The sequence below is a fragment of the Nonomuraea sp. IBHARD001 genome, assembly GCF_056106265.1.
Map to the genome: position 1 here is coordinate 371,827 of NZ_JBWBBW010000001.1, position 12,802 is coordinate 384,628.

Genomic DNA, 12,802 nt, shown 5'->3' on the forward strand with positions numbered 1-12,802 from the left:
CTACGCGAGAGAGTACGAGAGACTGCGGTGTCACTAGGTCCTGGTGAAGGAAGTCCCCGCACTCGCAGGCCAGGCGCTGGATCCGCACGCTGAGGGGCGAATCGGCCGAACCCCCTGATAGCCGCACCGCAGGCCGCGCGAGCCGAGCTCATCCAGCATGACCCGGTACAGCTTGGCCCAGACGCGGGCGGCGCTCCATCCGGCGAAGCGGCGGTGCACCGTCTGTCAGGATGCCCCGGACAGCGGCGGCAGCTGCCGCCGTGTGCAGCCACTGGTCGCCACGAACACGATCGCCGCCAGGACCAGGCGGTCATCGGCCCGGCGACGCCCGCCACTCTGCGGCCGTGACGGCGCGGGCGGCACCACCCCCTGGAACAACTCCCACCATGCATCAGGTATCAGGCGGTCCATGAACGCATCCAGGATCAACTCAGCGATCGATCACCGAACAAGACACGGTCTAAGGAGAAGCCATGAATTTAGGCAAGATCGCCAAGACGGTCATAGCAGCGCTCTTCGCAGCTGTCGGCGTTCGATGTGTGTACTCCAGCACGGAGATCGTCAACACGGTGCTGACCGTGGTCGGCGTGCACGTGACCCCGAACGCGAAGCAGTCGGACCGGCCTCAGCCCTAGGATCCTTGCTTGTCCGGGCTGTCGTTGCCGACCAGCCGTGACAGCCCGGACTGAATGTCAGCTTCTGCTACTTGGGGGTCTGGCCAGTGCCGCCGCAGGGTCGGCAGTTGACCCACTTCTTGGTGACGACGGTGCTGCCGCTCTTGGACTTTGACTCCACCTTCTCCTCCCAGCCCCCAGCGCCTTTGCACCGGTCGCACATCTTCCTGTCCGGGCTGGTGGTGCGATGCCCGGGCAGTTCGGAGGGCAAGCCATAGTGCGCGGCTACCTCTTCGGCTTCGTCCTCGGTGAGGTTGGGGAGGGAGACGATGCTCCCGCGCGGGGTGGTCAAGCGCGCGAAGTGCTCGCGGTGGGTAGGCATACCTATGACGGTAGGCGGTCGTGTGGCGCTTTTCCCGGGGTTCACTGAGTGTGGTGGGGGAGTTCTCGCCTGGGGGTGTGGGTTTCTCCTCTACATGATCGTTTCTGGGGCTTTCGGGCGTGCGCAACCGCCGTCTATGTGCTGAGTGGGCCTCCTGCCTGCTCCGGCTCCACAACCTGGCCGGTAGGAGGCCGGATTGTGTGGTGTCGTCACCCACCTTGGCGACGGCCTCGATGGGCTTGTCGGTGCTGGAGAAAGGGGCGTACATTCCGCCCCTGGGGAAGTCTTCGCGGCGCAGATGGGTGTTCATCAGGAGGCGGCGGGTCGCTGGTACGGGGCATGTGTATTCGGCGCGCCTTGGCGGGTGGGTGCGCAGCGCGGGACCGAGGATACGCCTTGTGCAGGTGGCCCTTGACGGTTCGACTCGCCGGGTGAGCGTGCGCCGGTAGGAGTGCGGTCCGGGTGAGGGAGAACAGCGGGGGCAAGAGCAGGCGCCTTTCACGGGTGCAGGTCTTCACTGGGGTGGCGCCTTGAATGAGCGGGTGCGACACGATCCGGTCGGGGTGTGCCCAGGGGAGCGGCGGGGTGCTGACGGCTGGGCACCGGGCCTGGTGGCGAAGCAGCGAAGCCGCCAGGCCCCGGGCCCGGCGGTCCGGGCCAGATGAGTGCCGTCATGGGAGGCGCGACGGCCGCGACGCTGACGTCGGCAGCTGGCGACCGTTTCGCTGTCACGACGTGCTGGCTCTTGCGTGCGCGGCCTTTGATGATAGGGGTCCCGGCGGCGAGCTTCGGTGGGCGCGCTCTCCACGGCTACCGTCAGCCAGGGTATCGGCCTCCTCGCTCACCGGTTCATAGTCGGTGCGCCGTCGGGGACGCCGTCCAGGTAGGTTCCAGCGAGCGCCCATGTGGGCTGTAGCCATCCCTCCTCGGGCTCGCCCATGGTCTGCTTCAGTGTTTCGCGGGTCGGCATGGCATCCCACAGCTGCGACATCCTCTTCGGGTGCCGAAGGACCGCCAAGAGGAGCTGTGCCATCGAGTAGGTGTGTTCGAGGTGCAGGACGTGCTGCAGGGCTGCGGCAGCGGCGGCGCTTTCGCCTTCGAAAAGCGCCGCTACGGCCACGAGGCAGAGAGCTGCCGGGGCGAACGGGTCGTCGACGCGGGAGGCGACGGTGAGCCACAGCTTGTGGTGGGATCGGCGGTGGGGGCCGTGCACGAGGGCGGCCCAGGCGCAGTCGCGCAGGAAGGTGACCGGCAGGTCCCAGCCGAGCCGGATGATCTCGATCTCGTCGAGGGCGTCGTCTGCTGCTGCGGCTGCGGCTGCGTCGAGTCGGGCCAGCCCCCCAGTCATGACGGCGGCGACGCTATGGCGGTTGAGGTGCCTGCGAACGTGGCCGGCGAGGTGGCGAGTGAGGGGGGCTGCGATGTGGGCGCCGTCGGCGTCGCGCCTGAGGTGGCGGGTGGCGAGGCAGGCCTGGACGGCGGCCGATGTGCAGATGGGGTGGGTCGACATGGTTTCTCCTGGGATCGTGCGCATCGCGCGATGAGGTGCGGCGGCGCAGGACGCGGCCGATGCTGTGTCGGGAGGCCGCGGGCAGGGGCGGGCCCCTCAAGCGGGCGCACGCCTGGGGGAGTGGAGGCGGCCCCGTGTCGGCCGGGTGGGGCGCGTGCGGTGCCGCTCGGCCGATCACTGATGGGTGGGAGCGCCGGTGAGGCGGGGGCGGGAGGCCGCGGGAGAACGGTGGGCGTGCGGATCAGGTGCTGGCGCGCTCCAGTGCGGTGACGGCTGCCCGGCCCACCACGTGAGCGAAGGCGTCGGCGTCGTCAACGACAACGCCGACCGCGCCGGGAATCGTTTGCGATGAGCGCTGCAGGCACAGCTGCAGGGTGGGGCAGCCGCTTCGGCCGAGTCGCGCGATCAGGGCGACGGCGTCGGCCTGATCGTCGCTGTCGAGTGCGCCGTCGGAGGCGATGACCAGCAGGCGGGCGCCGCGAAAGCGAGACAGGCCCAGCGCGCCGTCCAGGGCGTAGATGGCTTCGGTCAGTACCTCGGTTCCTTGTGTGGTCTCCAGCTGGGCCACCTGGGCGGGCGCGACGCCCGGCCAGGTGACGGGGGTGAGGGTGGAGCCCCAGGCCAGCATTGCTGAGCGGCCGTGCACGCGGCCGATGGCGTGGCTGAGGATCCATGCCGCGCTGGCGCACGCCTCGGCGGTGGCCCGCATGGAGGCCGACACGTCGACGGCCAGCCCGACGTGCAGGGTCGGTTGCGGGGTGCGCAGGTGCTGCTGGCGTCGAAACGGCTGAGCGGTGAGGGGGGCGTTCAGGGCCTGCTGGGCGGCTCGTTGCAGGGCGGATCGGGGGTGAAGCTTGCCCGGCGGGAAGGCGGCCTCGGTGGTGGTGGCTTGGTGTGCGCGGTGCCGGGCGCGCCGCAGGTGGGCTGCCAAGGCGCCGGCGCGGGCGCGTTCGGCGGGCGTGGGCGGACGCTGCCCGGTGATCGGTCCGGTCGGCGCGTCGGCGGCCGGGCGGGTGGTGAACACCCGCCCGGCGTGCTGGGCTGTGGCCTGGTGGTCGTGCTCACGCTGGTGTGAGGCCAGCCGCTGCGGGTCCGGCGCGTCGTCGGCGTGCTGCTGGGCCAGTTCGGCTGCGGCTTCGTCGAGCGCGGCCCGGGCGACGTTGTCGGCCAGGCCGGTGATCGCCTGCGCCAGCTCGCCGCGCGTCGTCGAAGGAGCCGCCTTGGGGCGGCCGTTGCTGTGGCAGAGCAGGGCGGCGCCGAGGGCGTCGGGGGTGGTGGGGTCGAGTCCTGCGGCGGCCACGATGGCTGCGGCGGCGCTCAGCATGGCGCCGCTGTCTCCTTCGGCGAACGTCAGGGATTGGCGGGTGAGGTGCCGCACCTCGGCCAGGGTGTCGTCGCCCAGCTCGGCACGGACGATCGCGTGGACGTCGGTGATGTCGGCGTCGTGCAGGACGCCGACGTCGACGCGGCCCAGCACCAAAAGTGCGGCGCTGACTGCTTGCATCCTGTGCTGCTGCGGGCTGGGGTCGGTGAGGGCGGGCAGGGCCAGCAGGTGGCGGGCGCTGGCGCGCAGCCATTGCTGGTCGGCGGGCCTGTGTTTGAGCTGCAGGGCCTCCACCCACGCCTCCAGCAGCAGTTCGGCGGTGTGCGCGACCAGCGGTGACGGGGCGCGTCGGCGCAGCTGTGGCAGGTTCCAGCCGGTGCTGCGCGCGTGTCCTGCTTCGTGGCAGCACACGCCGATCAGGACCGGTTGCTGTAGTCGTCCTTTCCGGGTTGAGGGGTCGACGTGAAAGGGCAGCGTGCCGGGCGCCAGCACGGCACTGTTGACGGTGATCATGGCTTTGGCGGGGTCGAACCAGGCGGGGGGCGTGTGTTCGGGCTGCTCCCACACCATGGTGGCCAGCGCGTCGTCGCGTCCGGTGATGGTGGCGATGATGGCGTTGAGGCGCACGTTCAGTGCTTCGCGGCCGTGGTCGATCGGCTGCCGACGCGGGCGCTGGGGGGCGGGGCTGCGGCTGCTCACGCGCCGTACCGTCCCGCTACCTTGGCCGGGACCGCGCGCGGCCAGTAGGTGGAGTTGAACAGCTCCTGAATGATGTCAGCCTCGTCGGCGGGGGCTTTGGACAGCAGGTTGTCGATGGCGTACTGCTCGCCGTAGGCGGCTATCTGATCGCGGGCGGCCAGCAGGGTGCGCAGTTGCGGCGACCAAGACAGTTCGCCGGCCACCCGCCGCGTGTCGAGGTTCTTGGCGGTGGCGATCAGGTGGCCTGGCACGCCGAGCTCGCGCGCTAGTTGCCAGTCGGTGCCGACGCTGAGGTGGTGGTCGAAGCGGTCGCGCAGCGCCGGCGCCAGGTGGGCGCCGGGCGCGCCGGGGTTGTAGGTGGCGGCCAGCAGCCATCCGGGGGCGACCGGGACGGGCTCGTGGGAGGGGCGGCCGGGGATGTGCAGCACCCCGCGCCCGTCCATGACCCCGTACAGGCAGGTCAGCACGCCGGGGTCGATGACGGCGATTTCGTCGATGAGGAGCGGCAGTCCTTCGATGACGGAGGTGGTCAGCGGCCCGGGCTGCCAGGAGTAGCCGCTGGGGGTGGTGGGGTCGGGGTGGTAGCCGCCGAGGAGGTCTTCGGTGGTGGTGGCGGCGCTTCCCAGCACGACGTGCAGGCCGGGCCCGTCCGGCGATTGGAACGCCGCCTCGATGGCCGCGGTTTTGCCGCAGCCGGGCGGGCCGCCCATCAGGACGCTTTCGCCCCGTTCCCGGTAGTGGCGAAGCAGGGCGAGGTCTTCGTAGGGGCCGATGTGACGCGGCTGATACATCTGCCCGCCGGGGCGCTGACGCGCCCCGATGGGCTTGAGCCCAGCAGCCTTGGGGTCGGCTGCGGGGCGGGAGGCGGGGCCGGCGGGCAGGTGGCCGGTGTCGAAGCCGTCGTCCATCTGCTCGAGCAGGGCTTTGGCTTTGTCCTGGGTGGGGGTGCTCACGATGATCTCCGGCGGGGTGTGGCGTTTCAGGCACGGTCGCTGGTGTTGCGGGCGGCTGCGAGGAAGGCGTGGATGAGTCGGGCGCGCGCGAAGCGGGCTTGGTGGTGGTCACTGTGGGTGCACGCGTGCAGGTCGTCGAGGTCGATCTCGAACCTCAGCGGCGGGATCGACGCGACGTAGTGGCTGCGGATTTCTTTGCGGGCGGTGATGTCGAGCGCTTCGGCGCGGGCGCGGACGGTGCTGCGGCGGCGGATCATGAACCGGCCGGTGGTGCCCACTCGCCCCCAGTTCACGATGAGCGTCGAGGCAGACACGATGATGCGGTAGAACCTGTCCCTGTTGCGGGCGGGGTCGCGTGAGCGCAGTTCCCATCCTGCGGCTGCGGGCATCTGCTGATGCTCCTTTCGTGGCTCTGGCGGGCTCGTCGTGGCCGGTTCGTCCCGGGTTGCGGGCGCCTTGCGTGCTTGCTCTGGCTGGCGCTGACCGGCGGGATCGGCGGCAGCGCGCCAATCGCCGGGCGCTCATGCCGTCGAAAAGGCGCCACGGGTCGGCTGGGCTGGTGCCTGCGGCAGCTGTCGGGCTGTGCGCCCCTGCACGGCGCCGACGGCGAACGGGCGGAGCTGCGGCGGCGGGCGTGTTCGGCGCGTCGCCTGGGCGGGCGGCGCCGACTCCTGCGAGGGGTGGACGGAGGCCGCTCGGCGCTGCCGCAGAAGAAGCCGGTAAGGCCGGGCAGCGTCCGGTGCCACGCTCATGCGACCCGGAGCAGGAACGGCAGGTGCGAGCCGAGGCCCTGGTCCGGGCGTCTTTTCGTGCGCAGCCCGTTCGCCGTTTGCGCGCGTGAGGGGTGGGCTGTGGCGCGGCCGGCGATCGGTGTGGGGTGACCTGCGGCGCCGAGGGCGGCCCAGGTCCGCGACCACACGGCGGCGGGCGGCGCGGCCGGTGCGCGTCATGGGCTCGGTTTGCTCTTGGCTGCGGTGATAAGGACGACCTTGAAGGCCGGTTCGCTCGTCTTCTTGCTGTAGTGCTCGCGCTCAGGTGCCAGTTCGGGGTGGTCGTGAAAGAAGCGGTCGGTGTCGAAGCGACGGCCGGCGGGCTTTTCGACACCGCGCACGACCGGCTGTCCGTTGATCAGCCCCACCGGAGTGTGGGCGAGTTCGGCGTACATCATGGTCGAGGCCTGGGCTGTGATGGTGTCGAGTGCGTGGCGTCTGGCTTGCAGCGCCTGCTCTGCGGCCAGCAGGCCTGCCTGGGCCAGCAGGGTGTTCTTGCGTGCGTTGAGGTCGTCGGCTTCGGCGGCCAGTTGTTTGGCTTTGAGGTGGGCGCGGCGCAGCACCTCGACACAGGCGATGCCGTCGGCGCTCAGTTCGGTGGCGGCGGGGGCTGGTTTGCGGGCGGCGCTCATGTGCTGCCCGCCCTGGTGCGGGCCGCGCAGGCGGGTGTCGGCGCGGGCGTCGGGTGGGGTCGCCGTCTGTGCGCTGGCGGCGTGTACCGGTCGGTGTGGCGGCAGTGATGGTGGCCGGGGGCGCGCTGGGGGCGGGGGGCGGCGTCGGGGGTGCGGCGGAGGGCAGGTCGCGGCGTGGGGTCTGCGTGGAGTGTTACGGGGGAGGGGGAGGCGTTCGAGCGGGTGGTGTTCATGGGCGGGTGCTTTCCAAGGCCGAGCAGGACACAGGCATGCCCTGCTGTGGTGCGGGGGTGGGCGGGTCGTGCCCAGGACGCGACAGGGTGTCTGCCCCGGACGTGGCCTGCGGGGAGGTGCAAAGGATGAGGTGCGCTCAGGTGCGCACGTCACAGCGCCCGGGTGAAAGGGCTGGGTGGTGACGCGCAGGCACAGGCGAGGTCGTGGATGCGGCGCGGCTCAGCTGGCCTGCGCTGATGTGCCGTCGTCGAGCATGCTGTCGTCAAGGTCGTCGATCAAGTCACGCCTGCGGCCTGACACGGCGCGAGGGGCAAGGACGCTCGCCTGCCGCGTGCCGGGCGTTGCGCCGTCGGCAGACACCGGCGCGACCTGGCCGTCGCGCCGGTTCTCGAGGCTGTGAGCGGTGGTGCGGCTGACGGCGTCTGCGTCGCCGCCCGCCGCCGATGCCTGCTCCTCACCCAGTTGCCCGGCGCCTGCCTGTTCACCGGTGTAGGGCACGTCGTCGATGATCGAGCGCTCGATCGTGGAGGGGGTGTAGCCGAGCTCGACCAGCAGGCTCAGCCACACGGCCGCCTGCCGGCGGGTGACGGCTTCACTGCGGTCGACCCGCCAGATGTGATTCGGGTTCTTTTTGGTGGGGCTGATCGCCTCCTCGTAGGCGGCCGCCAACGGCGCCAGCAGCAGCCACGCCAGCCGGCCGGCCGGGGCTGCGGTGATGTGCTCGGCTGCGGGCGGCTTGCCGCACAGCTGCCGGTAGATCTCGCTGTGCACGGCGCGCACGTAGCGGGTGCGCACCTCGGCCGCCATGGCGCCGTTGCTTTGCTCGGTGACAAAGCGCATGATGCGCTGGCCGGGGTCGGTGCGCCGCTTCAGCGCCGCCGCCAGCCAGCTTTGGCGCACCTCGGCGCAGGCCAGCCAGGCGAGATTGCCTTCGCGTACCAGCCGCACGGCGATGGTGTTGTCGTCCTTCGTCCGCGCCTTCGGGGCGGGCGCCTGGTAGCCGTGCAGGTGCGGCTGGGTGCAGTAGTGCGTGGGCCGGGTCGGCCAGGGAAAGTAGGCCCCGCGGCCGGGGCAGGTGCTGTGGGAGGACTCCTGCACCGCGAGACCGTCCTCGCCTCGTGGCAGGTTGTACAGGGACACGGCGCCCTCGGGCAGTTCGTCGCTGACGTCGATGCCGTCGTGCTGCAGCGCGGCGCGCAGTTCGGCGTGCTCGGCTGCTTCCTTGCGGCGTTCGCGCAGGAAGGCGACGGCGTGCTGGATGCTGACCCCGTTGCCGACCTTGGCGCCGATGAAGGCCAGCGCCTGCTCGTCGCCGTCGTGTTCGGCCAGCAAAGCCAGCTCATCCAGCGTCCAGGTGGCGGCGGGTTTGATCGCCTCCACGGCCTGGCGGGTCAGCTTTCCGGCAGCCGCCCCGCTTTTGACGCGCTTTTGCGTCAGCCCGGTCTGCTGGGAGATCTCCTTGACGGTGCCTCCGGCTTGGACGGCCAGGAACAGCGCTTGGGCCTGCTGGACGTCGTTGAGCGGCTGGTGGTGGATGGCGGTGGTCAGCTGGTCGGTGTACTGCTGGGCCAGGTTGGTGGCCAGCGACGGGTCGATCATGCACGGGAAGGGGCGCTGCAGCCCGATCTGGCGTGAGCCGGCCAGGCGCCGGTTGCCGTCTTCGACGATGAAGGCGCCGCTGCCGTCGGGGTCGGGGAAGACCAGCAGCGCTTGTTTGAGGCCGGGCCGCAGCGACTCGCAAAAACCTCGGCTGAGGTCGAGGTCTTCTTCGCGGACGTTGCGGCTGTTGAGCTTCAGCCGGTGGTCGGGGATCCACGCGAAGTCGGGGTAGTCGGGGCCGCTCAGATGCTCGGGCCCGGACTCCTGCTGCTGATCGCGGGCTGCGGGCTGCTGGTGGTGGCCTTCCCGGTCCTCACCCGGCCGGGGCGCGGGATGCGGGGTGGGCGGCGGGGGGCCGGGCTCGGCGGCGGAGGGGGCGTGATCGGCGGTCGACGTGCTGGTGTTCACTGGCTGCTTCCTTCGAAAAAATGAGCGGCGAGGCACGCAAGGGGAGGCCCCATCTCCTCCTGGCCAGCCGGGCACGCGGGCACCCGGCTGCGCAGGGGGAGATGGGGCGAAGTCTTGCGATGCGCGAGGCCGCACGCACTGGACACGACAGGCGGGGGGCCGCACCGGTGCGGCTCCCGGGGCGGGCTTGGTCAGGTGAGCGGGACGGATCCGAGCACGCCGCAGCCGCTGATCGTCAGGCGGCCGGTCAGCAGGGCCCAATCCTGGCCCTGGCAACTCCAGGCGACCTCGCCGATGGCGACGACGTCACCCACCGACAGCGAGCGAAGCCGCCGCGCCCGGTAGCGGGCGGCCAGCGCGTCCTCGCCGATGTTGAACGTCTCCCACGCCTGCTCCAGGACGCGTAGCGGGGTGCGGGCATGCTCGGCGGGGATCTCGTAGGTGAACACGCGCACCATCGGGTCGGCGGCCTGCCAGCCGCCGCCGCGCCCCACAGCAGCGCTGTTGTGCCAGATCGTCACGGTCATGGTCGGCTCGTGCGGCGGGGTGAGGGAGTGAGGGCAGATGATGGCGAACCTCCGGCAGGTTTCGGGGCGGGAGCGGGGCGCTGCCGCCGTGTCGCTGAGGCGCCGCGGACGCCGGTAGCGCAGGAAGGCTCGCCCGCAGGGCGACCGCGCGCAGCGCGGCGCAGGCCTTCCGCAGCGAAGGCGATCCGTGGCAGGCTGCGGCGACGGCGGCGCCCTGCTCGCGCAGGCGCAACCCGCCCCGCCGCACAGGGGGTTGGTTCAGGCCAGGTCGGCCGGTCGTTGGGCGCCCATCGCGGCGCGCAGCGCCCTCAGGGCTTGCATCTCCAGGCGGCGGACGCTCAGGCGGGTGAGGCCGAACATCTGCCCGACCTGCTCCAGCGTTTTCGGCTCCTGCTCGCCGAGGCCGAAGCGCAGGGTCAGAATCTGGGCCTGCTGCCGGGGCAAGATCTTCAGCAGGGCGCGAACGGATACGGCGTGCTGGTCTTCGGCCACCGCGTGCGCGGGGTCGGGCACCTGCTCCTGCACGAGGTCGCCCAACGGGGGGCCGCCCTCGCGCAGCGGCGCGTCCAGGCTGAGCGGCGCCCGCCACAGCCGGTGCAACGCCTCGACGTCCTGGGTCGGGATCTGCGCGGCGTCGGCGAGTTCCTGCACGCTCGCCTCGCGTCCAAGCTCGGCGCGCAGGTCGGCTTGCAGGGCGGCCAGCCGGGCCAGTCGCTCGTGCACGTGCGAAGGCAGGCGGATCAGGCGGCCCGCCGCGTACTGACCGCGTTGCATGGCCTGGCGAATCCACCAGGCGGCGTAGGTGGAGAACTTGCAGCCGAGGGTGTGGTCGAACTTCTCCACCGCCCGCAACAACCCCACGTTGCCGTCGGCGACCAGGTCGGCGAACTCGACGCCGGCCTGGTGAAACGTGCGGGCCAGGGCGCGGACCAGCCGCAGGTTCGCGGTGATCATGCGCTGGCGGGCCTGTTGACCCGCAGCGCACACCTGCTGCAGCTCTGCTCGGCGCTGCGGGTCGCTGCAGCCGTCCAGCTGCTGGGCGGCCACGGCGGCGGCCGCGATGCGCCGGGCCAGCTCGACCTCTTCCTCGGCGCTCAACGGTGCGCCCGCCCCTTCCTGCTCCTGGTGACAGGAGCGGGATGGGGCGGGCCCGGGCCGGTCGGCGGCGCTCATCATGGTTGAAGCGGCGGCAGCGGGCGGGCGGCCTCAGGGCAGTCGCGCGCATGGGCGGACAACTGGTCGCGGCGCGCCTGACCGGCGAACACCGTGAAGCAGTGCTGGGCTGTCATCGCCTGCCGCACCGCCAGGCGCACACGCAGGCCGAACCCGCTCTCGTGCTCGCCTTCGGGGATGCGGCGCAGCGCCAGCTGCGCTCTGGCGCCGTCGTCGCAGCGCAGCGCGAACACGGCCGTCAGCAGCGCCGCCGCGCCCGCCTGTGCGGGGCTGACCCGCCTGAGCACCTCACCCCACACCTGCAGGTGGGTGTACTCGTGGCCGGGGTCGGCCAGGGCGGCCGCGGCCTCACACACCAGCGGGGCGCCGATGAGCAGGCCCAGCCAGGCGACGCTTTCGTCGCTGAGGGCCTGTCCGCGCGCGAGCGCCTGGGTTGCCTCACCGATGCGCTGATGCGCCTCGCCGTACCAGTCGTGGCGGGGAGAAGCTGCCATCCGCCGGCGCGCACGGGCGCGCACGTCGGCGCCGACCTGCCGCATCTGGTCGTGGCGCTGCCCGGTGATGGGGTCGAACTGGCGGGCGAAGTCGTCGCCGCTCATCGGGGCGAGCCCCATGAGGGTGGCCTGCGCGGCCAAGGGGGAGGCGGCCGCGTCGAAACGAATGCCTTCTGCGGGGCAGAGTCCGGCCCCGCCCGGGGGCAGCAGCGGCCAGTAGGTCTCGCCCTGGCAGCGCCAGGCCTCCACGACCTGAACTGCTCGGCCTTCCATCAGCTGGCGCACCGCGTCGATGGGCCGGGCGACCTGGCGGGCGCTGCCGTAGCCGATCAGCAGCGCCCAGGCGGCGCCGGGCGCGCCGGCCAGGGTGGCGGCGATTTCCGGGGCCGACTCGAACGCGAGCTCGCCGGGGGCGGGCAGGTCGTAGCGGGCCAGGCAGACCAGTCTGCCGTCGCCGGTCAGGGCGGCGGCCACCAGGCAGCTGTCGGGGTAGTGGCCCAGCAGGTAGGGCACCAGGGTGAGAAAGTCGGCCGGGTCGGCTGCGACAAAAGGCTGGTGCTGGGTGTCGTCGGGGAACATGACGCCTCCTGAGACTCGTGCGAAGAAAAAAGGGGGCTCCCGCTGTGGGGCCGGGCGCCCTCTGCCGGGCCCAGCCCCACAGCGGGAAAATGCGAGCATCCTGCGAGGCCGGCGCTGTCAGCGCGGCCGGATGCTGGTGTGCTCATTGCTTTGCTCTGCCTGCGCAGGCGGGCAGCGGCGCAAGCGCGCCACCGGGCCTGCCACGGACAGGTGCCGGGCTGGGGCCTGCCTGCGGCGCAGCCCCAGCCCGCAGCCCGTCCTTCAGAACGGGGCGCTGTCGCTCACACCTGCGGCCACCGGCTCCTGGCCCGCCCACTCCTGCTCGCCGTCCTGCTGCGCGACCGGCGCAGGCTCGCCCGCCGACGCCTCGGCGGGCGCCGGGCGCCGAGTGCTGGCCCCGGCCCACTCCTGCCCCGCCCCCTGATCGAAGGCACGGGCGTTGCGGGTGACGACCGCACTGGCGTGCCGAAGCGAGGGCCCCACCTCGTCGACCTCCAGCTCGTAACCGAAACGCCGGTCGCCCTGCTCATTCTCCCAGGAGCGCTGCTTGAGCCGGCCCTGCACGATGACCCGCATCCCCTTGCGCAGGCTCTCGGCGGTGTTCTCCCCGGCCTTGCGCCACACGGTGCACGTCATGAACAGGGTTTCCCCGTCCTTCCACTCGTTGCTCGCCCGCTCCAGCACGCGCGGCGTGCAGGCCAGCCGGAAACGGGCCAGCGCCTGCCCGGCCTGGGTGAAGCGCAGCTCCGGGTCGTCGACCAGATTTCCGACGAGGGTGACGATCGGGTCGCCGCTTGACATGGTGATCTCCTGACGTTGTGCCTCATCGAGCGAGCTGCTGCCGGGTGGCTGCGGGGTTCTCGTCCCGATACGGCTGCGTGACACCCGCGGCGAGCTGGAGGGG

The 12,802-nt window shown here is 71.7% G+C and carries 12 protein-coding genes and 1 pseudogene; 1 reads left to right on the forward strand and 12 read right to left on the reverse strand.

Annotation, left to right across the window (positions count from 1 at the left end):
- Positions 1–132 precede the first annotated feature (132 nt).
- Positions 133–411 (reverse strand): annotated as a pseudogene (locus ACTWNK_RS01535) (transposase); the annotation flags it as partial.
- A gap of 62 nt (positions 412–473) precedes the next feature.
- Between ACTWNK_RS01535 and ACTWNK_RS01540 the strand changes: the two are divergent.
- Entirely contained in the window at positions 474–635 is a 162-nt protein-coding gene (locus ACTWNK_RS01540) for a hypothetical protein (protein ID WP_474301667.1), read from the forward strand.
- A 67-nt stretch (positions 636–702) separates the two neighbouring features.
- Here the strand turns inward: ACTWNK_RS01540 and ACTWNK_RS01545 are convergent, their stop codons facing one another.
- From ACTWNK_RS01545 to ssb, 11 genes are all read right to left on the reverse strand, one after another.
- A complete protein-coding gene (locus ACTWNK_RS01545) occupies positions 703–996 on the reverse strand; it encodes a hypothetical protein (protein ID WP_474301668.1) in 294 nt (97 codons plus the stop codon).
- 841 nt (positions 997–1,837) lie between these two features.
- A complete protein-coding gene (locus tag ACTWNK_RS01550; RefSeq protein WP_474301669.1) occupies positions 1,838–2,506 on the reverse strand; it encodes a DUF4192 family protein in 669 nt (222 codons plus the stop codon).
- Positions 2,507–2,747: 241 nt separating this feature from the next.
- Entirely contained in the window at positions 2,748–4,529 is a 1,782-nt protein-coding gene (locus tag ACTWNK_RS01555; protein ID WP_474301670.1) for a hypothetical protein, read from the reverse strand.
- Positions 4,526–5,482: an AAA family ATPase gene (locus ACTWNK_RS01560; RefSeq protein WP_474301671.1), complete on the reverse strand. Its 957-nt coding sequence runs from the start codon at positions 5,480–5,482 to the stop codon at positions 4,526–4,528. Before ACTWNK_RS01560 ends, ACTWNK_RS01555 begins: the two co-directional genes overlap by 4 nt.
- A gap of 26 nt (positions 5,483–5,508) precedes the next feature.
- A complete protein-coding gene (locus ACTWNK_RS01565; protein ID WP_474301672.1) occupies positions 5,509–5,871 on the reverse strand; it encodes a WGR domain-containing protein in 363 nt (120 codons plus the stop codon).
- 557 nt (positions 5,872–6,428) lie between these two features.
- Positions 6,429–6,884: a hypothetical protein gene (locus tag ACTWNK_RS01570; protein WP_474301673.1), complete on the reverse strand. Its 456-nt coding sequence runs from the start codon at positions 6,882–6,884 to the stop codon at positions 6,429–6,431.
- Between the two features lie 453 nt (positions 6,885–7,337).
- Positions 7,338–9,125, reverse strand: a complete 1,788-nt coding sequence (locus ACTWNK_RS01575; RefSeq protein ID WP_474301674.1) for a hypothetical protein — start codon at positions 9,123–9,125, stop codon at positions 7,338–7,340.
- Positions 9,126–9,316: 191 nt separating this feature from the next.
- On the reverse strand, positions 9,317–9,652 hold the full coding sequence (locus ACTWNK_RS01580) for a hypothetical protein (RefSeq protein ID WP_474301675.1): 336 nt from the start codon (positions 9,650–9,652) through the stop codon (positions 9,317–9,319).
- A 258-nt stretch (positions 9,653–9,910) separates the two neighbouring features.
- Entirely contained in the window at positions 9,911–10,750 is an 840-nt protein-coding gene (locus ACTWNK_RS01585) for a sigma-70 family RNA polymerase sigma factor (protein WP_474301676.1), read from the reverse strand.
- Positions 10,751–10,824: 74 nt separating this feature from the next.
- Positions 10,825–11,898 carry a DUF4192 domain-containing protein gene (locus ACTWNK_RS01590; RefSeq protein WP_474301677.1) on the reverse strand — a complete coding sequence of 358 codons (1,074 nt, stop codon included), beginning with the start codon at positions 11,896–11,898 and terminating at the stop codon, positions 10,825–10,827.
- Positions 11,899–12,159: 261 nt separating this feature from the next.
- A complete protein-coding gene (ssb, locus tag ACTWNK_RS01595) occupies positions 12,160–12,699 on the reverse strand; it encodes a single-stranded DNA-binding protein (protein ID WP_474301678.1) in 540 nt (179 codons plus the stop codon).
- Positions 12,700–12,802: the final 103 nt, after the last annotated feature.